Annotated in this window: 21 protein-coding genes; 5 read left to right on the top strand and 16 right to left on the bottom strand. The window is 42.9% G+C overall.

All coding sequences use genetic code 11. From position 1 onward, the window contains the following. Positions 1-11 precede the first annotated feature (11 nt). The 3 genes from ABJV04_RS07790 (at position 12) to ABJV04_RS07780 (ending at position 3,037) form a co-directional block, all read left to right on the top strand. Positions 12-458 (top strand): MarR family transcriptional regulator, encoded by a 447-nt coding sequence (locus ABJV04_RS07790; RefSeq protein WP_348490867.1) that lies wholly within the window; start codon positions 12-14, stop codon positions 456-458. A gap of 55 nt (positions 459-513) precedes the next feature. Then, positions 514-1,776 carry an NAD(P)-binding domain-containing protein gene (locus ABJV04_RS07785; RefSeq protein WP_348490865.1) on the top strand — a complete coding sequence of 421 codons (1,263 nt, stop codon included), beginning with the start codon at positions 514-516 and terminating at the stop codon, positions 1,774-1,776. 85 nt (positions 1,777-1,861) lie between these two features. Beyond that, entirely contained in the window at positions 1,862-3,037 is a 1,176-nt protein-coding gene (locus ABJV04_RS07780) for an MFS transporter (protein ID WP_348490864.1), read from the top strand. A gap of 265 nt (positions 3,038-3,302) precedes the next feature. Here ABJV04_RS07780 and guaA read toward each other — a convergent pair whose 3' ends face one another. Both guaA and guaB read right to left on the bottom strand, forming a co-directional pair. Continuing rightward, positions 3,303-4,880 (bottom strand): glutamine-hydrolyzing GMP synthase, encoded by a 1,578-nt coding sequence (gene guaA, locus ABJV04_RS07775; protein WP_348490862.1) that lies wholly within the window; start codon positions 4,878-4,880, stop codon positions 3,303-3,305. Between the two features lie 75 nt (positions 4,881-4,955). Continuing rightward, on the bottom strand, positions 4,956-6,425 hold the full coding sequence (gene guaB / locus ABJV04_RS07770; protein ID WP_348490861.1) for an IMP dehydrogenase: 1,470 nt from the start codon (positions 6,423-6,425) through the stop codon (positions 4,956-4,958). A gap of 288 nt (positions 6,426-6,713) precedes the next feature. Here guaB and xseA point away from each other — a divergent pair, with 288 nt between their 5' ends. Then, the gene (gene xseA, locus ABJV04_RS07765) at positions 6,714-8,057 is read left to right on the top strand and encodes an exodeoxyribonuclease VII large subunit (RefSeq protein ID WP_348490859.1); all 1,344 of its coding nucleotides are present in this window, start codon (positions 6,714-6,716) and stop codon (positions 8,055-8,057) included. A 72-nt stretch (positions 8,058-8,129) separates the two neighbouring features. On the opposite strand, the gene der is transcribed toward xseA, so the two are convergent. The 9 genes from der to ndk all read right to left on the bottom strand — a co-directional run bounded on the left by der (position 8,130) and on the right by ndk (position 18,097). Next, on the bottom strand, positions 8,130-9,575 hold the full coding sequence (gene der, locus ABJV04_RS07760; protein WP_348490857.1) for a ribosome biogenesis GTPase Der: 1,446 nt from the start codon (positions 9,573-9,575) through the stop codon (positions 8,130-8,132). A gap of 168 nt (positions 9,576-9,743) precedes the next feature. Continuing rightward, the gene (bamB, locus tag ABJV04_RS07755; protein WP_348491040.1) at positions 9,744-10,982 is read right to left on the bottom strand and encodes an outer membrane protein assembly factor BamB; all 1,239 of its coding nucleotides are present in this window, start codon (positions 10,980-10,982) and stop codon (positions 9,744-9,746) included. 7 nt (positions 10,983-10,989) lie between these two features. After that, positions 10,990-11,604 carry a tetratricopeptide repeat protein gene (locus ABJV04_RS07750; RefSeq protein WP_348490855.1) on the bottom strand — a complete coding sequence of 205 codons (615 nt, stop codon included), beginning with the start codon at positions 11,602-11,604 and terminating at the stop codon, positions 10,990-10,992. Positions 11,605-11,648: 44 nt separating this feature from the next. Further along, positions 11,649-12,929, bottom strand: a complete 1,281-nt coding sequence (gene hisS / locus ABJV04_RS07745) for a histidine--tRNA ligase (protein ID WP_348490853.1) — start codon at positions 12,927-12,929, stop codon at positions 11,649-11,651. Between the two features lie 114 nt (positions 12,930-13,043). Next, positions 13,044-14,162: a flavodoxin-dependent (E)-4-hydroxy-3-methylbut-2-enyl-diphosphate synthase gene (ispG, locus tag ABJV04_RS07740; RefSeq protein ID WP_348490852.1), complete on the bottom strand. Its 1,119-nt coding sequence runs from the start codon at positions 14,160-14,162 to the stop codon at positions 13,044-13,046. A gap of 14 nt (positions 14,163-14,176) precedes the next feature. Then, positions 14,177-15,112 (bottom strand): RodZ domain-containing protein, encoded by a 936-nt coding sequence (locus ABJV04_RS07735; protein ID WP_348490850.1) that lies wholly within the window; start codon positions 15,110-15,112, stop codon positions 14,177-14,179. Then, positions 15,109-16,356: a type IV pilus biogenesis/stability protein PilW gene (gene pilW / locus ABJV04_RS07730; RefSeq protein WP_348490849.1), complete on the bottom strand. Its 1,248-nt coding sequence runs from the start codon at positions 16,354-16,356 to the stop codon at positions 15,109-15,111. Before pilW ends, ABJV04_RS07735 begins: the two co-directional genes overlap by 4 nt. Before the next feature lie 67 nt (positions 16,357-16,423). Further along, positions 16,424-17,560, bottom strand: coding sequence for a bifunctional tRNA (adenosine(37)-C2)-methyltransferase TrmG/ribosomal RNA large subunit methyltransferase RlmN (locus ABJV04_RS07725; RefSeq protein WP_348490848.1), 1,137 nt, complete (start codon positions 17,558-17,560; stop codon positions 16,424-16,426). Between the two features lie 105 nt (positions 17,561-17,665). After that, positions 17,666-18,097: a nucleoside-diphosphate kinase gene (gene ndk / locus ABJV04_RS07720; protein ID WP_303470406.1), complete on the bottom strand. Its 432-nt coding sequence runs from the start codon at positions 18,095-18,097 to the stop codon at positions 17,666-17,668. Between the two features lie 299 nt (positions 18,098-18,396). On the opposite strand from ndk, the gene ABJV04_RS07715 reads away from it, so the two are divergent. After that, positions 18,397-20,283, top strand: a complete 1,887-nt coding sequence (locus ABJV04_RS07715; protein WP_348490846.1) for a choice-of-anchor I family protein — start codon at positions 18,397-18,399, stop codon at positions 20,281-20,283. A gap of 94 nt (positions 20,284-20,377) precedes the next feature. On the opposite strand, the gene fdx is transcribed toward ABJV04_RS07715, so the two are convergent. The 5 genes from fdx to iscU are packed head-to-tail and all read right to left on the bottom strand — an operon-like array spanning position 20,378 to position 23,953. Continuing rightward, on the bottom strand, positions 20,378-20,716 hold the full coding sequence (gene fdx / locus ABJV04_RS07710; RefSeq protein WP_348490844.1) for an ISC system 2Fe-2S type ferredoxin: 339 nt from the start codon (positions 20,714-20,716) through the stop codon (positions 20,378-20,380). 9 nt (positions 20,717-20,725) lie between these two features. Beyond that, positions 20,726-22,591: a Fe-S protein assembly chaperone HscA gene (gene hscA, locus ABJV04_RS07705; protein ID WP_348490842.1), complete on the bottom strand. Its 1,866-nt coding sequence runs from the start codon at positions 22,589-22,591 to the stop codon at positions 20,726-20,728. Positions 22,592-22,637: 46 nt separating this feature from the next. Continuing rightward, entirely contained in the window at positions 22,638-23,165 is a 528-nt protein-coding gene (gene hscB, locus ABJV04_RS07700) for a co-chaperone HscB (RefSeq protein ID WP_348490841.1), read from the bottom strand. Between the two features lie 53 nt (positions 23,166-23,218). Then, positions 23,219-23,542 (bottom strand): iron-sulfur cluster assembly protein IscA, encoded by a 324-nt coding sequence (iscA, locus tag ABJV04_RS07695; RefSeq protein ID WP_348490839.1) that lies wholly within the window; start codon positions 23,540-23,542, stop codon positions 23,219-23,221. A gap of 24 nt (positions 23,543-23,566) precedes the next feature. Further along, on the bottom strand, positions 23,567-23,953 hold the full coding sequence (gene iscU / locus ABJV04_RS07690; RefSeq protein ID WP_216048147.1) for a Fe-S cluster assembly scaffold IscU: 387 nt from the start codon (positions 23,951-23,953) through the stop codon (positions 23,567-23,569). Positions 23,954-23,961 lie beyond the last annotated feature (8 nt).

Below are 23,961 nucleotides of genomic sequence, written 5' to 3'. Positions count from 1 at the left end.
GAGACTTTCCGATGGATTCAAAACTCAAGCGCGCAGAAGCACTTTACGAAGCGGTTAACCAGCTAATCCGCGTCCATCAGTTTCGTGATCGTGAAAGCATATGTAGTCATAACGTGTCGGTAGCACAGTGCTATGCGTTGGAGACGCTGGTAAAACGTGGTCCTTTAAGGCTTAAAGATTTAGCTGAAGAAATGTGTCTTGATAAAAGTACCACTAGCCGTGTAATAGATTCATTACTACGTAAAGGCTATGCGCTCAAGACCTTAGATCCCCTTGATCAGCGCGCCGTTCAGTTGTCGCTGACCCCTGCAGGCCAAGAATTATATGCAACCATACACAAAAGCCTGATCGCAGAAGAGGCATCAATGATATCTGATATCCCTGATGAAGTTGTCGATGCGGCCCTTGCTCTCTTGGGAAAACTAACTGTCGCAGCACGGGTCCGACTCGGCAATTAAACTATTTTTTTAACCATATTGTTGTTACTAACAACACTTTTTTGGAGGTTTATTTATGAATAACACTATCGAAAACTTGCCCATCGCTGTCATTGGCGCAGGCCCTATCGGTTTGAGTGCAGCAGTAAACTTGCTCGACGCGGGGCTTACCCCCATTGTTTTTGAATCTGGTGATTGTGCTGGTTCCAACCTAGCGAAATGGGGTCATGTGCGTATGTTTTCGCCCTGGTCATACAATATGGATCCCACAGCGGTCTCGTTACTTAAGAAAAAAGCTTGGGTCGAACCGGTTCTGACCGAGTTTCCAACCGGAAGCGAACTGCTTGAGCGCTATATACTGCCTTTGGCATCCCACGAGACGATTGCTCCGCACCTGCATTTGAATACCCGGGTTGAAAACGTCAGCCGTCAATATCACGATATTCTGCGTAACAATGGACGGGAAAGCGCGCCATTCGTGGTACGTGTTTCTGACGCTGAAGGTGAACGCGACATCCTTGTTCAAGCTGTAATCGATGCCTCTGGCACTTATCAAACACCTAACTGGCTTGGGGCACATGGTATTCCGGCTATTGGAGAGCTTGCCGCGGGACAATCAATTTCTTACGGAGTGCCTAATATTCTTGGCGCTAGCAGTAAACAGTACGCAGGCAAGTCAGTACTTGTCATCGGTGGTGGCCATTCGGCATTTAACGCATTACAGGATTTAGTCAAACTCTCTGAACAAACGGATGGCATGCGTATTTTATGGGGAATACGCGGCTCTTGCGTAGATAACATTGTGCGCTCACCAGAAAACGATGAGCTGCAAGAACGTAGAAGACTCGAAGTGTATATTCAGACACTATTGGAAGCAGGCAAAATCGAGGTATTTACTGATATAGCCATAGAAAAAATCAACTCTGAAAATGGCAAATTGATTGTAAAAAACCATTCATATGAACTACCGCCAGTTGATCAGATCATTGCAGCAACAGGGTTTCGCCCCGACCTTCAACTGCTATCTGAGTTACGCACCTCAATTGATCCTGCAACACAAAGCCCGGTTAAACTCGGCCCACTTATTGATCCTAATCTTCACAGTTGTGGTTCTGTCCCTGAGCACGGTTCGGCTGAACTATCTCACCCAGAGTTGGGGCTTTATATTGTTGGCATTAAAAGCTACGGCCGTGCACCAACCTTTTTGCTAAAAACTGGCTATAAACAGGTTAAGTCAGTAACGTCTATGTTAGCTAGTCAGGAATTCAAAGATTTTCCTGATGTTAACACCTCCTTTTCCCATAATAACTGTGGTCTTAAACAAAGCTGCGCAGGATAAGCGTCTCACCCTCTACTCCTAACATTATTAACAGGCTTAAGGTTAATTGGAGGGCATTTTTCTTTTGTTGGATATGGTGAGAGAAATGACATACTTTATTCGAAGTCATCCGTTATTCATTGTCGTGCTCGCTCAGCTATGTGGTACTTCCCTTTGGTTCTCAGTTAATGGGGTGGGCTTGGCTCTCATTCATGATACTGGGCTAACTGAAAAATATCTTGGATGGTTAACTCTCACTGTTCAGGCAGGCTTTATTACTGGCACGCTATTTATTGCCACCACAGGTCTGGCTGACCGATTACCTGCCAGCCGCATTTTCGCAATTTCCTGCCTAGCCGGTGCACTGGCAAATGCCAGCTTTGTGTTTGTAGCAGCTCATCAGCCATTCGATTTGCTGTTACGTTTTTTTACAGGCCTGTGCCTAGCCGGTATCTACCCACTAGGTATGAAGCTAGTGATTGGGTGGACACCTAAATATGTTGGAGCCGCTCTGGCATGGTTAGTAGGGATGTTAACTTTGGGCACTGCCCTGCCCCATCTTCTGCGCGGCGTGACCTTAGGGCTTCCTTGGGAATGGACGCTTTTAGGCGCTTCTGCTTTAGCATTGCTAGGTGGAGCGGTTATCTTCATTTTGGGTGATGGCCCACACTTACCAGCCTCAAGTAACAAGGTTCGACTCCGAGAAGGGCTTGCAGCCTTAAAAGAACCGCGTTTCCGCGCAGTTGCTATGGGCTACTTTGGTCATAGTTGGGAGCTTTATGCAATGTGGACACTTATCCCATTTATGGTATCCCGGGAAATGGGGCGTCTCGATATACAGGGTTTCTCAACCCCTTTGTTATCATTTAGCATCATCGCCCTTGGCCTATTGGGTTGTGTGGGCGGTGGGGCACTAAGCAGACGTTTAGGAAGCCTGTCTGTGGCGCGCTTGGCTCTGGGGTCCTCGGGGCTTATCTGTTTGGTTTATCCACTGGTCACCTTTTTGTCCCCCGAAATAATGTTAGCGTTGCTGGCTATCTGGGGCCTAACAGTCATTGCGGACTCTCCTCAGCTATCGGCTCTGGCCGCTGAAACAGCGCCAAGAGAGCGAATCGGTTCAACCTTGGCCATGTTAAATGCGATAGGCTTTGCTTTGACCATTCCATCCATAGCCTTGACTACAGCGCTATGGCAATGGCAAGGGTTGTGGGTAGTATGGTGGTTACTCCCGGGGCCGGTTATTGGGCTTTGGGCAATGCACAGACTAGATCGACAAAGGTAATGTATGAAACGTTAGGCGGCGAGTGTCTATGGAAAAATAAAATTTCGACCTCTCCTGCAGCGGATATATGTTTGAGTTGCCCAATACTTCTCTGGGCCAATTGGTCTGTAACCTATGGAACGGTTGCATCTACCTAGTCAAACTCAATAACTAGCTCAATAATCAGGTTTGTCTCTTACACAAACAAAAAGCCCAACGCGAACGCTGGGCTTTGAGGTTTATTCTGGTAGTGCTAACTATTGTCAGATGTTACTGACCTTAGCTTTTACTCCCATTCAATGGTTGCAGGGGGTTTTCCTGAAATATCGTAAACCACACGAGAAATGCCATCAATTTCGTTAATAATACGATTAGAGACCTTACCTAAAAACTCATAAGGTAAATGCGCCCAATGGGCAGTCATAAAATCAATGGTTTCAACTGCACGCAATGAGACCACCCAATCATACTTTCGAGCATCGCCCATTACACCGACGGAACGTACTGGTAAAAATACGGTAAAGGCCTGACTGACTTTATGATACAAATCGGCGTTATGAAGCTCTTCAATAAAAATAGCATCTGCTCGGCGTAGTAAATCACAATACTCTTTTTTCACTTCGCCTAACACTCGCACCCCTAGACCTGGACCAGGGAAAGGATGACGATATAACATGTCGTAAGGTAAGCCCAGCTCTAGACCAATTTTACGTACTTCATCTTTAAATAATTCACGCAAAGGTTCCACTAACCCCATTTCCATGTCATCGGGTAAACCACCCACATTATGGTGCGACTTGATAACATGTGCTTTACCGGTTGCTGAGCCTGCAGATTCGATGACATCAGGATAAATGGTGCCTTGAGCAAGCCACTTTGCATTACTTAGTTTTTTCGATTCTTCATCGAACACTGCAACAAACTCACGACCAATGATTTTCCGTTTCGCTTCCGGATCGTCTTCCCCTTCAAGAGCAGCTAAAAAGCGGGGTTCAGCATCAACTTTGATAATGTTTAGACCAAAGTGATCACCAAACATTTCCATTACCTGCTCACCTTCATTGAGACGTAACAAACCGTTATCAACAAACACACAGGTGAGGTTTTTACCAATGGCTTGATGTAACAACATTGCCGTAACCGAGGAATCAACACCACCGGATAAGCCAAGAATAACTTGGTCATCGCCTACTTTTCGTTTAATACGTTCAACGGCATCTTCAATAATACTCGCCGCAGTCCATAACTTTTGGCAACCACAAATATCCATCACAAAGTGAGATAAAATACGCATACCCTGACGAGTATGGGTTACTTCAGGGTGAAATTGCACACCGTAAAATTGACGAGATACATCAAACATTGCCGCATGGGGACAACTTGGAGTTTGTGCTCCGGTGACAAAACCTTCAGGTATTTCTAACACCTTGTCACCATGGCTCATCCAAACATCCAACAAACCATTGCCGTTACTGCCAATATGATCTTCAATATTTGCTAACAACGGAATATTGTCAATCACTTCAACTTGGGCATAACCAAATTCACGTTTATCTGAACCTAGTACCTTTCCACCCAATTGGGCCGCCATGGTTTGCATACCGTAACAAATACCAAATACTGGGACACCGGCTTCGAATACATACTCAGGTGCGCGAGGCGAATTAGCTTCAGTAACGGACTCTGGACCACCAGATAGAATAATCCCATTGGGATTAAATTCTCTAATTTGCTCTTCGCTTACGTCCCACGCCCAAAGCTCACAATATACGCCGATTTCACGGACGCGGCGGGCAATAAGTTGGGTATATTGAGAACCAAAATCAAGAATTAAAATACGTTGATCATGAATATTAGTGGTCATGGAAAGTCTCGTGTTAATAATATAAAAGCAGGTATTGGCAGAAAGCCAATACCTAAGATTGAACGAATCGTTAGCTTAACCTAAGCGGTAATTAGGTGCTTCTTTAGTGATGCTAACATCATGCACATGGGATTCACCCATACCTGCAGCTGTTACCTTCACAAATTGTGGTTTAGTGCGCAAAATGTCAATGGTAGCACTACCAGTGAGTCCCATTGCTGAGCGCAAGCCACCCATTTGTTGATGGATAATATTGGAAATTGGGCCTTTATAAGCAACACGACCTTCAATCCCCTCTGGCACCATTTTTTCTTCCGATTTAGTATCTTGGAAATAACGGTCAGAAGAACCATGACTTTGATTCATTGCGCCAAGTGAGCCCATACCGCGATAAGACTTATAATAACGTCCTTGGTACAACTCTACTTCCCCTGGCGCTTCTTCAGTTCCAGCCAGCATACTACCCACCATGACACAACTTGCACCGGCCACTAATGCTTTGGCAATATCCCCAGAAAAACGAATACCACCGTCAGCAATTACCGGTATGTCTCTTCCCTCAAGGGCTTCTACTGCGTCTGCAACTGCAGTGATTTGTGGAACACCACAACCGGTAACAATTCGTGTAGTACATATTGAACCAGGTCCGATACCTACTTTCACCGCATTAACGCCTGCGTCAGCTAAGGCTAATGCACCATCAGCGGTTGCCACATTACCAGCAATAATTTGTAAATCAGGAAATGTTTTACGAGTGGTTGCGACACGATCAAGCACACCTTGTGAATGACCATGAGATGTATCAATCAATAACACATCCACACCAGCTTCGACTAAGGCTTGAATACGGTCTTCCGTACCTGGTCCTACGCCAACGGCTGCACCGACTCGCAAACGACCTAACTCATCTTTACACGCATTCGGTTTATTTTCTGCTTTTTGGAAATCTTTAACCGTGATCATGCCTTTGAGTTTGAATGCATCATCTACAACCAGAATTTTTTCAACTCGGTGTTCATGCATCAACTCTAAAACTTCATCAGATGCAGCACCTTCAGGCACTGTTACTAAGCGTTCCTTGGGTGTCATTACGCTAGATACTGGTTGATCAAGTTTATTTTCGAAACGTAAGTCACGGCCAGTTACAATGCCGATAAGGTTATTATCGTCATCAACCACTGGAAAACCTGAGAAACCATGATGTTTACTCAGTGCATTGATTTCACCTAGAGTGGCTTGTGAACTTACCGTTACAGGGTCAGATACCACACCACTTTCGTACTTTTTAACGGCACGAACATGGTTGGCCTGCTCTTCAATGGCCATATTTTTGTGGATGAATCCCATTCCGCCTTCTTGAGCAAGGGCAATAGCTAACCGTGCCTCAGAAACTGTATCCATGGCGGCAGAGATTAATGGGATATTCAATGATACACTGCTGGTTAATCTGGTGCGCAGATCGGCAGTGTGAGGTAACACAGTGGAGTGCCCAGGAACTAAGAGTACATCATCAAAAGTCAGGGCTTCTTTAGCAATCCTCAACATGCAATTACACCTATATTTAGCGGGTTTTAATTGCGGCGTGATTGTAGCGGTTTTGCGTTATCAGGTAAACTGAATTTGTAGTAAAATTTCAAAAGTTTTTGCGGTTAATCTGGTTAACGTATAGATTTATTTGCATTATCTCCCATTCTACTCAAAATAGTGCCATTAAAACGTAGTAAAAATAGGTGCAAAACTTTACTGTTGTGTTTATTTTTAGTGAAGCTCAATGCTTAAGAATATTATAAGTAGCTGGAGTGAAAGCAATTCAGCATTATCGTTAAGGATTTTATGCCAAACCAATCTAATCCCTCCAAAAATATCTTTACTGTTAGCCAATTAAATCGACTTGCGCGCTCTGTGTTAGAGTCTCAAATTGGTCAAATTTGGTTGTCTGCAGAGATATCAAATTTTGTCGCAGCAGCGTCTGGGCATTGGTACTTCACCCTAAAAGATGCTCGCTCTCAAGTAAAAGCAGCGATGTTTCGTGGTGCAAATTCACGGATTAAAGTGCGTCCTAAAGAGGGTGACAAAATATTGGTTCGTGCTTCAGTGGGTTTATATGAAGCCCGTGGAGATTATCAGATTATTGTTGATTTCATGGAGCCTGAAGGCGAAGGGCAATTAAAACAACAATTTGAAATGCTTAAAGTCAAACTGGCCGCAGAAGGTCTATTTTCTACTGAACACAAAAAGTCATTGCCAGAGACCATTCAACGTGTAGGGGTCATCACCTCTGCCACAGGGGCGGCACTGCACGACATATTAACCGTATTAAAGCGCCGTAACCCTCTAATTTCAGTGATTGTTTACCCATCACAAGTACAAGGGGAGTTAGCCCCATATCAGCTGTGCCAAGCCATAGACAAAGCCGTTCAACGTAATGAAATAGACGTACTAGTGATAGGTCGTGGTGGTGGTTCTTTAGAGGATTTATGGTGCTTTAACGATGAGACGGTCGCTCGTCGGCTCTTTTCATGTGGGATCCCAACCATTAGTGCCGTAGGTCATGAAGTGGATGTAACCATCGCTGACTTTGTTGCCGACGTTCGCGCTCCCACTCCCTCAGCGGCGGCTGAGTTGGTCAGTACTGACATGTTAGAAGTGCTGCAAAGCTTACAGAGCCTAAAGTCTCGACTGCATCGAAGCATGGTCGGTCAAACTCAATTTCACAAGCACAGATCGCAAATCGCTAGCCAGCAGTTAAAAGCCCTGCACCCAGAAAACCGAATCAAGCAACAAACGCAACATTTAGATCAGATGCAAATATTACTGACCCATCGAATGAAACGCAGGTTAGAAGAAAGCGCGAACAGTGTAAATGGCATAACCCAACGATTGCATAATCGTTCACCTATAAATCGATTGGAAAGGTTAACGGAAACGAACCAAAACCTGATTAAACAATTGAAAAAGTCCACAACCAACCTGTTGGTAAATAAACAACTTCAATTAGCCAAAGCGTCTGAGTTGCTAGATAGTGTCAGCCCGCTTTCAACCCTATCCCGCGGCTATAGCATTACCTATAAAGACAATGAAATTGTCAAAAGCAGTGCGCAATTACAACCAAATGATGAGATTACCACTCAGTTTCATGATGGTTCAGTTAGTAGCAAAGTTATAGGTAAAAACTAGCAGGGAAAAAGCAACAGTCACAGACAGTGCTTTTTGACTATCTGTGACTGACAAATTCAAATATTGAAGCCATTAAGGCTTTTTGTGATGGGTCATTAAACGTTTACGTTTGCGCTGTTGTGATAGGGTAAGTTTGTTGGTTTTACCTTCAAATGGATTAGCACCCTCTTTGAACTCGACCCGAATTGGTGTTCCCATGGTTTGTAGAGATTTACGATAGTAATTCATCATATAGCGTTTATAGGCTGATGGTAAATCTTCAACTTGGTTACCGTGAATAATGATCACCGGTGGGTTATATCCTCCAGCATGGGCATATTTCATTTTCACTCTGCGACCACGAACCATAGGCGGCTGATGATCTTCTTGAGCCATTTCCATAATGCGGGTCAGCATAGAGGTGTTGATACGTTTAGTTGCAGATGCGTAAGCTTCTTGCACAGATTCGAATAAGTGCCCTACTCCAGTGCCATGTAATGCAGAGATAAAGTGAATTCTGGCAAAGTCGACAAAACCTAAACGACGGTCTAATTCTCGTTTAATATCGTCCTTAACATCTTTCGATAAACCATCCCACTTATTTACCGCTATCACCAACGAGCGCCCTGCATTGAGTACAAAGCCAAGTAAGCTCAAGTCTTGATCAGCAATACCTTCTCTGGCGTCGATACACAATAAAACAACATTAGCCTCTTCAATGGCTTGTAAGGTTTTAATGATGGAGAACTTTTCTACCGCATCAGACACTTTTTTACGCTTTCTAACCCCGGCAGTATCAATCAATACATATTCGCGATCGTCTCGCTCCATTGGAATGAAAATACTGTCTCGGGTAGTACCTGGCATATCAAATACCACAACCCGTTCTTCACCTAAAATGCGGTTAGTTAATGTGGACTTACCCACGTTAGGTTTGCCGACAATTGCCAGCTTGATGGGTAAGCTTTGTAAACGAAGTAATTCAGCTTCTGCATTTTCCCCATCATCATCGCGAGCAACTTCGGGGATGTGCATATCAGGATACAGCTTTTCAATGGGCTTTAACGACTTTTCAAGGAGTTGAGTAACCCCTCGACCGTGAGCCGCTGCTACTTGTGAAACATCACCTAACCCTAAAGAATAGAACTCTGCAGTTTCACTGTCACCGTCAATGCCATCCACTTTGTTAGCGACCACATAAACGGTTTTTTCTTGTTTACGCAAATGATTAGCAATACCAATATCGGCAGGTGTTAAACCAGCTCTAGCATCCACCAAAAACAACACCACATGGGCTTCATCTATGGCTAACAAGGATTGCTCGGCCATCTCTGCATCAATACCCTGCTCATCACCACTGATACCGCCGGTATCTACCACTATAAACTGTAAGCCTTCATATTTGGCTTGACCATATTTACGGTCACGAGTTAATCCTGGATAGTCAGCAACCAAGGCATCTCGACTATTGGTTAGTCGATTAAATAGAGTAGATTTTCCCACGTTAGGGCGACCAACGAGAGCGATGACAGGTAACATATTTTCATTCCAATAAAAAGTTACGGCTCAAGTATCTAAATTAGATAGTTGAGCCGTTATTAGTTTGTACTTAGGCTATGAAGTCCAGTTTCTTGCTAGCAACCTATTCCTTGCTAGTTAATATCTTTGAACTTACACAATCGATGAAGTCAAATCAACAAAAGTTAATTAGATTATAGGGACTTCAATGGCAACTAGTTCACCATCTCTGGTCTGGGTATAAATTTTATCGCCAAAAGCAACTGGGGCGACATAAATCCCTTCATCTACATCATCACCACCTACATCCATACGCGACACTATGGTGCCATCGGTTTTATCTAACCAATGTAAATAACCATACTTATCACCTACTACCATGTATTTGCCGATAGGTTCAGGTGATGTAAGATTGCGTTTTTTAAGGCCGCCTTGACTCCACAACTCAACGCCATTACGTCTGTCGATGGCATAGATATTACTATTCTTGTCAGTCACAAATAGGCTATTGCCATCAATACCTAAACGTCGGTAGGAATTATATTCGCGTTTCCAAATAATTCTTCCACTGCGCAACTCGACAGCAGCTAAGGTCCCATCAAAGGAAATAACATAAACGTTGGGTCCAACAACTAAGGGTTGGCTATCGATATCAACGATACGTTCCAACTCCGTTGCTCCTGAGGGAGCTGAAATGGTTTGTTCCCAAGCAGTTTGGCCACTACCTAGAATGTTCACAACCAACTTACCAGTAGCAGTACCAACTAACGCACCGCCATTTACAGCGACAGGGGCAGAAATACCTCTTAAGCTCAATGCTGGCACATCAGATTCAAACATCCACATTTGTTCGCCAGTATTGGCATCTAGCGCAAAAAGAGTTCCTGAACCGGTATTAACCAAGACTACGTTTTCATCAACGGCGGGAGAGGCAATAATTTCACCGCGAACTTGGGTAACCCATTTGGTTTCACCAGTGTTTGCATCTAACGCATAAACTTCGCCGTTTTCAGAGCCCAAAAACACAGTTTCGTATATAACCGTGAGACCGCCGGAAATTTTAGCCGTGACACCATCAGACCATAAATTGGTGATGAAACTGTACCAGCTATCGTTAGGGTATTCGGCAAAATCACGCTTCCAAACCTGCTTACCTGATTCTAGTTCGAAGGCTGCAACAGTACCTTGTCGACTTGCTGCAAAGACTTTGTCATAGGCAACCGCTGGACGTAATCTTGAATAGAATTTATCGATTCCCCCAGTAAGATCTTTTGACCAAAGCTGGGTAGCAGTAAACTTAGCATCAATTGGTTTTAGGGTGCGGATTTCAATTTCTTCGTCGTCCATGAACCAGCCAGAAATAGTTGAACAACCTGCTAGTGTCATTACACTTACAAATGTAACCACTTTAATCCAACTTAAACCCATACTGATATTACCCATTTATAACAACCGCTAAATTATCTAACTTCATTTTAACTGGCTGATTACCGGCATTCGCTTCTAACGACGCCGTGTAAGCTTCTTTGGCAGCGTCAAAATTAGATTGGTTGAAGTAGATATCGCCTTTAATTTCTTCTACTTGAGCAATGAAGGCAGGTTGAGTCACTAAATCTAAACTTGCTAAAGCTTGATCGAATTGATTTAACGAATTCTGTACTCTTGCCAAGCGCAAATTAGCAACGCTTTTTAGTGCTGCGTCTTGAGCATTGTTTGCTGCAAATTTTAAATGGTCGACAGCTTTTTCTAATTCACCACTGTCAACGGCTATTTTAGCCAACTGCAAGGCGGTTAAAATAGAATATCCACCTTCGTTACTTTCAACAAAAGCTTCTGCTTTTTGCGTATTTTCAGAAGTTAACGTAGTGCTTAATTGTTCGTAAGATATTGATGCCGCTTCTTTTGCTGCAATTTGTGTATCGTTGTAATATCTCCAACCATACAAACCACCTACACCTAACACTACGCCAACCGCAATTGCCAAGCCATTCTCACGCCAAAAACGCTTAATCGCTTCGACTTGTTGTTCTTCTGTTGCAAACTCTTCCATTTAATTTTCCTCGTACAAACTGTAATAGGTAATTGTACTTTATCTTATTTTGTAAAATATTGAGCTAAAACTGTGTCCAATTCAGCACTGGCTAGTGTTACCTGCGGAATGTCTTCACGCAGATATTTAACCACTACTTTATGTTCATTCATTTCGTTTTCACCAATCACTAACACTATTGGTGCACCGCTCTTGTCAGCGCGTTTCATCTGTTTTTTTAAGTTTCCGCCACCACAATGTAATTGCACTCGAAGCTGTGGAGAGGAATCTCTCAATTGCTCAGACAATTTCATGGCGTAAAGTTCCGTAGAATCACCAAGTGCGGTCACATAAATATCAACGGGATCAGGAACATCTGAGGTTAACTCTAATGTTTGTAACATCAAAACTAGTCGCTCGATGCCCATTGCGAAGCCTACAGCCGAACTAGGTTTACCACCTAATTGCTCAATTAAGCCATCATAACGACCTCCAGCACACACTGTACCTTGTGCACCTAGACTGTCAGTAACCCACTCAAAAACGGTACGGTTATAATAATCTAAACCGCGAACCAAACGAGGATTAATTCGATAATCAATTCCCATATCCGTTAACTTCGAGCACAGGGTCTCGAAATGCACTTTAGACTCGTCATCCAAATACTCTAGTAAGGTTGGCGCATCTTTGATAGCCGCCTGAACATCAGGATTCTTGCTGTCTAATACTCGCAGTGGATTTGACTCCAAACGGCGTAAACTGTCCTCATCTAACTGAGATTTACGTGCCGTTAAGTACTCGACTAAGGCATCACGGTAATTGGCTCTGGCTTGATTCGAACCTAATGAATTTAATTCCAAAGTAACTTGATCACTGATTCCGAAGGCTTTCCAAAGGCGAGCACTTAGTAGAATCACTTCAACATCAATATCCGGGCCTTCAAGTCCAAAGGTCTCAATACCAAATTGATGAAACTGACGGTAACGTCCCTTTTGCGGGCGCTCGTGCCGGAACATAGGCCCCATATACCAAATACGTTGCTGTTGGTTGTAGATAAGACCATGTTGATTGCCCGCGCGAACACAACTTGCGGTGTTTTCTGGACGAAGAGTTAAGCTGTCACCATTGCGATCTTCAAAAGTGTACATCTCTTTTTCAACGATATCAGTTACTTCACCGATGGAGCGCTTGAATAAGTCGGTACTTTCTACAATGGGAGTGCGCAACTCTTGATAGCCGTATGAGCTAACAACACTGCGAATTTTATTTTCTACCCATTGCCAAATACCTGAATCAGCGGGTAAGCAATCATTCATCCCGCGAACTGCTTGAATTTGTTTTGTCACTAAATACGTACTCTGAAATTCGATTCTGTATTGGCTCTCAATTTGCCAATACCCTAATAAAAAAGCCCCGTATTATAGGGGCTTTGATAGTGGTGTTACAAGTGCTAAAAATATTTAACCTACCTGCTTCACATCAATTTTTCGACTGGCGTCAAGTTGTGACGCCTTTGCTCTAATTCGTTTCTCTAATTGATCAACTAAATCATCATTTGATAAGCGTTCTTTTTGACGTTGTCCATCCAAATAAAAACCACTCATGTTGCGGGCACCTGTTAGCCCTAAATCGGACACTTCAGCTTCACCAGGGCCATTTACTACACAACCAATAATTGATACATCCATGGGCGTTAAAATATCTTCCACTCTTTGCTCGAGGGCATTTACCGTAGCAATCACATCAAACTCTTGGCGTGAGCAACTTGGACAAGCAATAAAGTTTATGCCTCTGGAACGGATCCGCAGGGACTTCAAGATATCGAAGCCAACTTTTATTTCTTCGATAGGATCTGCCGCCAGTGAGATACGAATGGTATCACCAATCCCCTCGGCTAATAACATCCCCAAACCAACTGAGCTTTTCACCGCACCAGAACGGAATCCACCCGCCTCGGTGATCCCTAAATGCAAAGGTTGATCAATCTTTTTCGCTAATTCGCGATATGCGCCCACGGCCAAAAACACATCAGAGGCTTTTACACTGACTTTAAATTGATCAAAGTTCAGCTTATCTAAAATATCCACATGACGCATGGCAGACTCAACTAGTGCTTCTGGTGTTGGTTCTCCGTATTTTTCTTGCAACTCTTTTTCCAAAGAGCCGCCATTTACGCCAATACGAATAGGAATATTCTTATCTCTAGCGCAGTCGACCACAGAACGAACACGCTCCATACTACCGATATTACCAGGATTAATACGTAAGCAATCTACACCGTATTCTGCCACTTTTAAGGCAATACGATAATCAAAATGAATGTCGGCAATCAGCGGCACATTCACTTGTTCTTTGATGAGTTTAAATGCTTCAGCCGCATCCATGGTAGGCACCGATACTCTAACGATTTCGCCACCCACTGCAACGATACGATTAATTTGTGCCACTGTGGCATCAACATCTGTGGTGTGCGTATTGGTCATTGATTGCACGGCAATAGGTGCACCGTCGCCAATGGGAACATTGCCAACGTTAATACGGGTCGATTTACGACGTTTTATGGGAGATTCAGAAAACATATAAGTACCTTAACCTATGAAGCAAATGGCAATGAGAATTTAGCTGACTTGCCCGCTTCAAAACGCGACATATCAACTAACACGCCATCATAACGAATCTGTACAACACTTGGCGCACCTAAAGTAACCTCGAAAGGTGCAACCCCAGAAACAGTCATCACCCGACCTTGCTTTTTAACACCATATGCAATGGCTTCACCCGTCGCATCTTTAAGGTTCATCCAGCAATTGTCAGAAAATTCAAATACCAATTCTATTTGGTTCGCCGGATTTTGCGGCTCGTCCGTCGCTATTTCAACATCAGCTTGTTGCGCAAGGTCAGCAACAACAACATCATCTTCGTTGATTTCATTTTGCTCAGAGGCATCGTCAACTTCTTCGCTAATTTGGGCACTAATAATCAAATCATCGGCTGTAGGTTCTTCAGAAAGTTCTGTCTCTAGGGCGCTATCAGGCAGGTTATCTTCAGTTGATACATCTGTCGCCACTTGTTCTGCAATAGGCTCCGCAAGCTGAGTAGTTTCGATATTTGTATTATCAGAAGAGTCTTGTTGTAACCACCAAATCACGACTAAAGCTAGTAGCGCAGCGATAATACCGTAAGTAATTAACATTAATCGGTCGTCACTGGCTTGTTTAGCTACACGCTTTGAAAAACTTTGTAATTTAGCGGGTTCTTTTTCTATTTCAGTTTGAGACGCAAATGCTTCAACAATAACCTGTTCATCCACATTTACTTGTTTTGCATATAGCTTCAAATACCCCTTGGTAAATGTCATGGAGATTTTGGGGTCGTATTCATCTGATTCAATTGATTCAATAATATTCACTTTAAGGTGTAATTTATTGGCAATATCCAAAGATTTTAGGCCTAACTTTTCCCGCGCTTCCTTTAGAATCGCACCAGGTCCTTTCACATTTACGGGTTGTTCTTGCTGTTCTACTGTCATTTATTTTCTACCGCTTGGGGGTCAATCACTATCAACTTTTTTCCTACGTATATAGATGCGCCATCAGAGAGATTATTCCAATCTATCAGGCGCTGCATTTTGACATTATACTTCAAAGAAATACGATATAAATTTTCGCCTTTGCTTACAATATGGTATTTCTGCACCGCGTCTTGGTTAGTCTCTAAAGACTCTTGTTGTTCTAGTTGTGCCACTACCTCTTGTTCCGACTCGACTTTCTTGCTTTTTTTGAGGTCATCTTGAACCTGAGAATCGTCAACCGGATAATCTTCCACCACAGGGGCTTGTTTGTTTTGTTCAACCATAGTGGTTGCTTTTAATGTTTGCGTTTGAGAGTCAACTTCAACATTTTGATTAGTGTTTAGTTGCTCTGTAAGCGTATCCTGATTGCTATTACTTTTTGTTTTGCTGGTCTCAGGAGTCAATTTTTTAGCGACCTTTTTGGGGGCCACTAAATTGGCTAGGTTTTGTCTATTTTGGATATATTTTACCGTATTAGGGTGCGCTGGGTACATACCAATTAACATGTCGCCATAGCCTTTAGCTACGTCATCATTATTTAACGCCTGTTCGATAATAATCGACATCCACAAAGTATCAGGGGTCACTCTAGAGGTTTTCTCCAAGCGACGTAAGTTTAGTTTAGCCTCTTCCCATTGTTGTTGTTGCATTTGCAATTCAACTAATAACTTCAACGTTTTAGCTCGGGAAGGTTGATGGTTTAGTGAGCTTTGTAAATAAGTGAGGGCATCGTCTATTTCTCCTTGACTCTGACTACACAAAGCTAGGTTTTCATACGTTTCTGCAGTGGAAATATAGTTCGTGCTATTAACGGCTTTCAGAAAATAGGTTTTGGCTTCTTCGTACTGGCCATTTTCACATAAAAATGCACCGTAGGAGTTTGCGATATCTGGATTTTTAGGATCAAAGTCTAAGGCTTTTTGGTAGGCCTCATCGGCTAACTCATTTTCATCCACCTGTTGATAATAATAGGCCATACTAAAATGCGCATCAGCAAGACGAGGAGCAAATTTTAGGGCTTTATCTAAATTAAACTTAGCTTGGCTGAAGTTGCCATTTTTTAGGTAAGTTAAACCCAATGAAATTCTATTTTTTGCCGCTGCGATTGGATCAAAATCATCACTTGCTTTAAAACCTTCTGGCAAAGGCTCGCTTACACAAGCGGAGAGAAATATCATTGCGATAATCAAAAAACTACGCATATAACTCACTTACGTTAGGGATTATGTAGATTGACCTATGCTAACTGCTTGTTAGGTACTAATCCAACTAGTTAGCCATTTTTACTGAAATTTGTTGACCTTTTTGCTGTTTTTTCAACATACGCTTAGTGCGATCAACAACGTCCCCGACTAATTGGCCACAAGCGGCATCGATATCATCGCCACGTGTACGGCGAACCACTACCGTTATGCCGTATTCCATCAACACTTTAGCAAAACGATCAATTCGAGAATTACTTGAGCAGGTATAAGGCGACCCAGGGTAAGGATTAAAGGGTATCAGGTTAATTTTACATGGGGTTTCTTTCAGCACTTTAGCTAACAAGTGAGCTTGGTCAGTACTGTCGTTAATGCCATTTAGCATGACATACTCCACGGTTACTTTACCTTGATTCGCATTCGACTTCGCCAAATAACGTCGCACACCCGCTAAAAACTCTTCAATGGGATACTTCTTATTAACCGGTACAATTTCGTCTCGTAAATCATTGGTTGGTGCATGTAAGGATATGGCTAATGCCACGTCAATCATATCACCTAACTTATCAAGTGCTGGAACGACACCGGAAGTGCTTAATGTCACCCTACGTTTAGATAGACCAAAACCAAGGTCATCTAACATAATTTCCATTGCTGGTACCACATGTTTTAAATTCAACAGTGGCTCACCCATGCCCATCATCACCACATTGGTAATAGGTCGTTTAGCCGTATCTTTGGATAAACCTATGGTGATCGCTACCCGCCAAACTTGCCCGATAATCTCAGCTACAGTCAAGTTACGGTTGAAACCTTGTTGAGCGGTGGAACAAAATGTACATTCTAACGCACAGCCTACTTGAGAAGATACGCATAAGGTTGCGCGGTCTCCATCAGGTATCCAAACCGTTTCAACTTCCTGACCGCCTTCTAATTTTAACGCGAACTTAATAGTGCCATCAGTGGCATTTTGCTGGTAAGCAATTTCTGGTGCGCGTATTTCACAGCGTTCAATCAATTTCGCCCGCAAGGATTTATTCAGGTTCGTCATTTTTTCAAAGTCTGTTTCACCTTGCTGATAAATCCATTTCATCATTTGATCGGCACGAAATGGTTTCTCGCCCATGGACGCAAAAAACTCTCGCATACCTTGACGATTAAAATCTAACAAATTGGTTTTAGCCACTTGATGGACTACAGACATAAAACAAATAACCTCAATTCAAACTAACTAGATTGTACATTTTATAAGCTAACTTTACTACGACAAAAGGGGAGCAAAGCTCCCCTTTTGAATAAAGCAATTAGCTTATCGAGTGCGTGGGCAGATTTCTTCGTCAGAGAAGAAGTATGCAATTTCGCGAGCAGCTGATTCTGTTGCGTCAGAACCGTGAACTGCATTTTCGTCGATAGAAGCAGCATAATCAGCACGTAAAGTACCAGCTAATGCTTCTGCTGGGTTAGTTGCACCCATGATTTCACGATGACGTAAAACTGCGTTTTCACCTTCTAAAACCTGAACCATAACTGGGCCAGATGTCATGAAAGATACCAAAGCATTAAAGAAAGGACGCTCACTATGTTCAGCGTAAAAACCTTCTGCTTGTTCTTTGCTTAAGTGCACCATTTTTGAAGCAACGATGCGTAAACCCGCTGACTCGAAACGATTATAGATCGCACCGATAACATTTTTTGCTACAGCGTCTGGTTTGATGATTGAAAAAGTACGTTCTAAGGCCATTGACAGGTCTCCGATTACATATAAAAAAGTATTTGCTAAAATTTCCGCGCGGATTATATGCAACTTTGCCCTCAATGACTAATTTATCTGACAATTTGATTAAATATTTTTATTTAAGCTGTAACAAAAGATCAACAGTGCTGCAAAAAACTACCCAAAAAGCCTTACAAAACAGAACGGTTTGGGCAATCCCGTGGTAAATCGTCACAATTACTTCACACAAGTGTCGCAAATATTTAATTTCCAACTCTTAAGGTAATCGGCTGATTTTAAACACAGATGTCTAACTTGGAATAATAATGAAAGATCAGCTAAAAAAATTAAAACTAGGTCTAGTTGCATTAGCGGTAGTAACCGCTTTAGGTGGATGTACTCTTGATGGTGAAGATGGTCAAGATGGCGCAACAGGTGCCCAAGGTACCGCAGGTATAGATGGAACTGATGGTTCTGACGGACTAGACGGTCAAAGCTTACCCCGTGAATTAGCCATTGAAGTAGTTGGCAGATTTTCAGCCGGCGGCGAAGAGATATACGGTAAGAGTGCTGCAGAAATTGTGCAATTCCATGCAAGTTCTCAATCCGCCTTTGCCATTAATGCCGCACTAAACCAAGTTGAAGTGATATCCCTAGGTAGTTTGCCGACCGCAGCTGTAGGCAATCCGATTACAGATAGCAGTTTAACCTCACAAGCTTTCACCTTCCCTAGTAGTGTCACCGTTAAAGATACTGACGGGGTTGAGCAAACCGTCGCACTTGGTGTAGCGAACTCTGTTGCCATAAACGGTGATATGTTGGCCCTTGCAGTAGAAGGTGAATCCAAAACAGATAACGGAGCGATATTGTTTTATAGCTTAGATGCCCTAGGCCAGGCTAGCTTTGTCAAAGCCGTTTTAGCAGGCGCGCTGCCGGACATGGTGACATTCAGTGAAGATGGCAGTCTAGTCCTCGTTGCCAACGAAGGTGAGCCAGACACAGATTATGCAGTAGATCCTGAAGGCAGTATCTCAGTGGTTAATATTGCAGATGGAGTGCCCGCAGATGTGGCTGACGTCATCAATTTATCCACAGATATGGTGTTTTCAAATGATACCTTAGATGAAGAAGACTTCGATACCGATGCAGAACGCAGGGCGCTACTTAGTGCTATGGGCATCAAGTTCTCAAGTCCAGAAGGTACGACCGTGGCTCAAGATATAGAGCCCGAGTACATAACCATAAGTGACGATGGCAAAACGGCTTATGTTTCCTTACAAGAAGCGAATGGAATTGGCATTATCGATTTAGATGATATGACCATCGAAGTCAAAGCATTGGGCTTTAAAGATTGGAGCCAATTTGAATTAGACTTCACTAACAAAGATGAATTGCCAAGTTTCAGCAGCGTAGCGGGTTTATATGGCATGTACCAACCCGACACCATCGCCAGTTACCAATGGAATGGCGCGACTTTTATTTTATCGGCAAATGAAGGTGACTCACGGGATTGGGACGAATACTCTGAAGAAGTGCGTGTAGAAGATATCGTTGATCCTGATGAGATGAATATGTTGCTGTCCGATGAGCTACAAGCAATCTATGACGCCAGTGGTGCAGATGATGGTTTAGGTCGTCTAAAAGTCACCACAGTATTGGGTGATGCAAACCAAGATGGTGTGTACGAAGCTCTTTATGCTTATGGCGGCCGTTCGTTTTCAATTTGGGACCAAAATGTCAATCAAGTCTTCGACTCGGGTGATGACTTCGAAAAAATCTCAGCTGCTATTTTGGGTGATGATTTTAATAGCGCCCATACTGAAAACAAAGGAGATAATCGCTCCGATGATAAAGGTGGTGAGCCTGAAGCTATAGCTGTGGGCGAAATAAATGGACGTACTTATGCGTTTATTGGTTTAGAGCGCTCCGGTGACTTATTCACCTACGATGTTACTAACCCATTCAACGTGGCGTTTGTTGCCCATTACAATAACCGTGATTTTGACACTGATTTTGAATTAGATGACGATTTGGATAATCCATGTGATACAGCCGAAGGCATGGACTGTTCTGAGGTAGCCGAATCTGGCGACCTTGGTCCAGAGAGCATCAAGTTTGTGTCCGCCGAACAAAGTCCAAATGGCAACGCCTTATTAATTATCGGCAATGAAGTCAGTGGAACAGTAACGGTTTACCAAGTCACTGAAATATAAAGCCCCTAAAAATAATGGCTGTCGTTGGCAGCCTTTAAAACGAAAAAACCCGGAATTGAATTCCGGGTTTTTGCTGTAAATCTAGCGAGTGAAATTAATGCCCTTCACTAACCTGATTAACTGTGTATTTAGGTATTTCTACAACCAAATCTTCATCTTGGATAACAGCCTGACAGCCTAAACGAGATTCAGGTTCAAGACCCCAAGCTTTATCTAACATATCTTCTTCTAGATCATCAGCTTCACCTAATGAATCTAATCCTTCTCGGATAAGCACATGGCAAGTGGTGCATGCACAAACTTTTTCACAAGCATGTTCAATTCCAATGCCATTTTTCAGGGCAACATCTAAAACTGAGGTTCCTTTGTCGCCTTCTAAAACAGCGCCATCTGGACACAATTCTGCGTGGGGTAAAAATATAATTTGTGGCATTACTGCTCCTTAAATATCGTTAACTGAATGACCAGTCAGTGCTTGATTAATTGACTTGTCCATTCGTCTAGCGGCAAATGCTTGACTAATGCTGTCGACTTTTTCTATGGCCTGTTTAATGGCTTCAATATCCTCACCTTGGGCCAGTTTGAGCATATAAGACAATGCACTATTAATTGCTGCGTTTTCTTCTTCACTTAGCAGTTCGTCACCGTCTTTTTGCAGTGCGCTATTCAGAGTTTCAGCAACCCTAGTCGCTTCCACTTGCTGCTCTTTCAGCATTCTAGCTTGCATGTCTTGTTTGGCATATTGCATTGAATCTTTGAGCATTTCTGCTACTTCTTCGTCTTTGAGACCGTATGAGGGTTTAACTTGAATCTCCGCCTTAACACCCGTGGACTTTTCCATGGCAGTTACATTTAGTAAACCATCGGCATCTACCTGGAAAGTTACCCGAATATGCGCCGCACCAGCAGTCATTGACGGAATGCCTGTTAGGTTAAATTTAGCCAAGGAGCGGCAATCTTTCACTAACTCTCGCTCTCCTTGTAATACATGCACCATCATCGCCGTTTGACCGTCTTTGAAGGTAGTAAATTCCTGCGCTTTTGCAACGGGTATGGTGGTATTCCTAGCAACGATTTTTTCCGTCAATCCACCCATAGTTTCTATCCCCAAAGAAAGGGGTAACACATCTAATAACAACATTTCGCTATCAGGTTTGTTGCCAGCTAAAATATCTGCCTGAATAGCAGCACCTATGGCAACGACTTTGTCTGGATCGATAGAGGTTAAAGGCGTTTTACCAAAAAACTCACCCACTTTATGTCGAACCATAGGCACACGAGTTGAGCCGCCGACCATCACAACTTGCAGTACTTCATCGATGTCGATTTCCGCATCTTTGACTGCTCGCTTACAAGCGCGCAATGACTTTTTAATCAAGGGTTCAATTAATGCCTCGAACGTCATACAACTTATGACAACTTGATGGGACTCCCCATTATCATCACTAAATTCAATATCAACCGCCGAGTCGTTGCTTAGGGCTTCTTTCGCTTGTTTCGCATCATCAAGTAAACGACGCCTTAATCCTTTGGATATATCCTTAGGCAAGTTTGCTTGCTGACAAATATGTTCAAACAACAGTTGGTCGAAATCGTCGCCGCCCAATGCCGTATCGCCACCAGTGGCTAAAACCTCAAAGACACCTTTTGATAAACGCAAAATAGAAATATCAAAGGTACCGCCACCTAGATCATAGATGGCGATCACACCTTCTTGCCCGGAATCTAAACCATAGGCGATTGCGGCAGCGGTAGGTTCATTTAATAAGCGTAAAACGTGTAAACCAGCCAATTGTGCTGCGTCTTTTGTACCTTGCCTTTGGGCATCATCAAAATAAGCGGGCACGGTTACCACTGCCCCTGTTAGCTCATCACCTAAGGAGTCTTCGGCACGGGCTTTTAAATTAGCTAATATTTGCGCTGAAACTTGGATAGGATTAACTGTCGCGCCAGGTACTTGGATAGATACCTGCTCATTATTAGGAACAAATTCATAGGGTAAATTTGCATACTGACTTTGAATATCTTGTAAGCTTCTTCCCATCAAACGCTTGATGGATATTATGGTGTTGGCTGGATCTAAGTTTGCTGAAAGTTTGGCTTGCTCACCGACGACAATTCCATCGTTGGTGTACTGAACAACCGAAGGTAAAATGTGTTGTCCTAATTGATCTGGTAATGTTTCGGCAGAACCACTGCGTACAGTGGCAACTAAAGAATTGGTGGTCCCCAGATCAATTCCAACGGCTAGTTTACGTTGATGTGGTGCAGCCGCCTGACCCGGCTCAGCAATTTGCAATAATGCCATAATTGATTCTAACTCGCTTTTTAATGTTTAGTGAATCGCAGTCGCGCTAATCGTCAAACAACGCATCTTCTTTCAGTTCAATTTCTTTATGTAACTTATTCAAAAACTTTAGTTTTCTGACTTCAGCTGCGGCTAGATTATTCGCGTCGTCTGTTTGTTGATCGAGTAATTCTTGTAACGCCTTAAAATGCTGCTTGGTATGTATCGCAACGTCTTCATCCAAAGCTTCTAAAACTTGCTCGGGGTCGCCGGCAGTTTCAATTTCGGATAATTGTTCGCGCCATTCCATTTGTTGCATTAAAAATGCTGAATCTTGCATTGTTTGGGTTTCATGTTGCAGCGAAATCCCTCGAAGTTCCAACATATGTTCAGCGCGAGATAGAGGATTTTTGAGAATTTGATACCCGTCATTGACCTGTGCATTCTTTTGCACGGCCATGAGTTTTTCTTGACCACCCGCATTGGAAAATCTATCTGGGTGGGTCACTTTAGCCAACGATTGATAAACGTTGGCTAATTTAACGGTATCAATATGATATGTTTCTGGAAGACCAAAAAGCGTAAAGAAATTCATAGCTTTATTTTCTTTCTATCAATTGATTAGTACAAAAGTTGAGAATAAACGCTCTAAACATTAAAGCTTTCGCCGCAACCACATTCACCGTTCGCATTCGGGTTATTGAATAAAAATCCTTCATTAAGCCCTTCTTTCGCGAAGTCTAGTTCTGTACCGTCAAGATAAACCAAGCTTTTTCCATCAATGATAATTTTAACACCATTGTCTTCAAATACTTCATCATCAGCATTTAGTTCGTCGACAAACTCCAAAACATAAGCGAGGCCGGAACAACCAGTCGTTTTTACACCAAGGCGCAAACCAACTCCTTTTCCACGGCTTTCTAAGAATGTTCTAGCTCGCTTTGCAGCGGCGTCTGACACTTTAATTCCCAAAACTGGCTCCTATCACTTCGTGTATTAAGCTTTAGAATGCTTAGATTTGTAATCTTCCACAGCGGCTTTAATTGCATCTTCCGCTAAAATAGAACAGTGGATTTTTACCGGCGGTAAAGCAAGCTCTTCAGCGATGTCTGTATTTTTAATGGTTACAGCTTCATCTAAAGTCTTACCTTTAACCCATTCTGTTACCAATGAGCTTGATGCGATAGCAGAACCACAACCATAAGTTTTAAATTTGGCGTCTTCGATTAAACCGTTTTCACCTACTTTAAGTTGCAATTTCATCACATCACCACAGGCAGGCGCACCCACCATTCCAGTAGCAATAGTTGGGTCGTTTTTATCAAATCCACCAACGTTGCGTGGATTTTCGTAATGATCGATTACTTTTTCACTGTAAGCCATGTTACTTA

This window comes from Aliiglaciecola sp. (assembly GCF_039982535.1).
GTDB lineage: Bacteria > Pseudomonadota > Gammaproteobacteria > Enterobacterales > Alteromonadaceae > Aliiglaciecola.
Note: the sequence above shows the minus strand (reverse complement) of the source record. Positions and strands in the feature narration are given on the sequence as shown.

Coding starts and splice junctions, on each gene's coding strand:
- ABJV04_RS07790 (WP_348490867.1), top strand. CDS start 12: ATGGATTCAAAACTCAAGCGCGCAGAAGCACTTTACGAAGCGGTTAAC.
- ABJV04_RS07785 (WP_348490865.1), top strand. CDS start 514: ATGAATAACACTATCGAAAACTTGCCCATCGCTGTCATTGGCGCAGGC.
- ABJV04_RS07780 (WP_348490864.1), top strand. CDS start 1,862: ATGACATACTTTATTCGAAGTCATCCGTTATTCATTGTCGTGCTCGCT.
- guaA (WP_348490862.1), bottom strand. CDS start 4,880: ATGACCACTAATATTCATGATCAACGTATTTTAATTCTTGATTTTGGT.
- guaB (WP_348490861.1), bottom strand. CDS start 6,425: ATGTTGAGGATTGCTAAAGAAGCCCTGACTTTTGATGATGTACTCTTA.
- xseA (WP_348490859.1), top strand. CDS start 6,714: ATGCCAAACCAATCTAATCCCTCCAAAAATATCTTTACTGTTAGCCAA.
- der (WP_348490857.1), bottom strand. CDS start 9,575: ATGTTACCTGTCATCGCTCTCGTTGGTCGCCCTAACGTGGGAAAATCT.
- bamB (WP_348491040.1), bottom strand. CDS start 10,982: ATGGGTTTAAGTTGGATTAAAGTGGTTACATTTGTAAGTGTAATGACA.
- ABJV04_RS07750 (WP_348490855.1), bottom strand. CDS start 11,604: ATGGAAGAGTTTGCAACAGAAGAACAACAAGTCGAAGCGATTAAGCGT.
- ispG (WP_348490852.1), bottom strand. CDS start 14,162: ATGTTTTCTGAATCTCCCATAAAACGTCGTAAATCGACCCGTATTAAC.
- ABJV04_RS07735 (WP_348490850.1), bottom strand. CDS start 15,112: ATGACAGTAGAACAGCAAGAACAACCCGTAAATGTGAAAGGACCTGGT.
- pilW (WP_348490849.1), bottom strand. CDS start 16,356: ATGCGTAGTTTTTTGATTATCGCAATGATATTTCTCTCCGCTTGTGTA.
- ABJV04_RS07725 (WP_348490848.1), bottom strand. CDS start 17,560: ATGTCTGTAGTCCATCAAGTGGCTAAAACCAATTTGTTAGATTTTAAT.
- ndk (WP_303470406.1), bottom strand. CDS start 18,097: ATGGCCTTAGAACGTACTTTTTCAATCATCAAACCAGACGCTGTAGCA.
- ABJV04_RS07715 (WP_348490846.1), top strand. CDS start 18,397: ATGAAAGATCAGCTAAAAAAATTAAAACTAGGTCTAGTTGCATTAGCG.
- fdx (WP_348490844.1), bottom strand. CDS start 20,716: ATGCCACAAATTATATTTTTACCCCACGCAGAATTGTGTCCAGATGGC.
- hscA (WP_348490842.1), bottom strand. CDS start 22,591: ATGGCATTATTGCAAATTGCTGAGCCGGGTCAGGCGGCTGCACCACAT.
- hscB (WP_348490841.1), bottom strand. CDS start 23,165: ATGAATTTCTTTACGCTTTTTGGTCTTCCAGAAACATATCATATTGAT.
- iscU (WP_216048147.1), bottom strand. CDS start 23,953: ATGGCTTACAGTGAAAAAGTAATCGATCATTACGAAAATCCACGCAAC.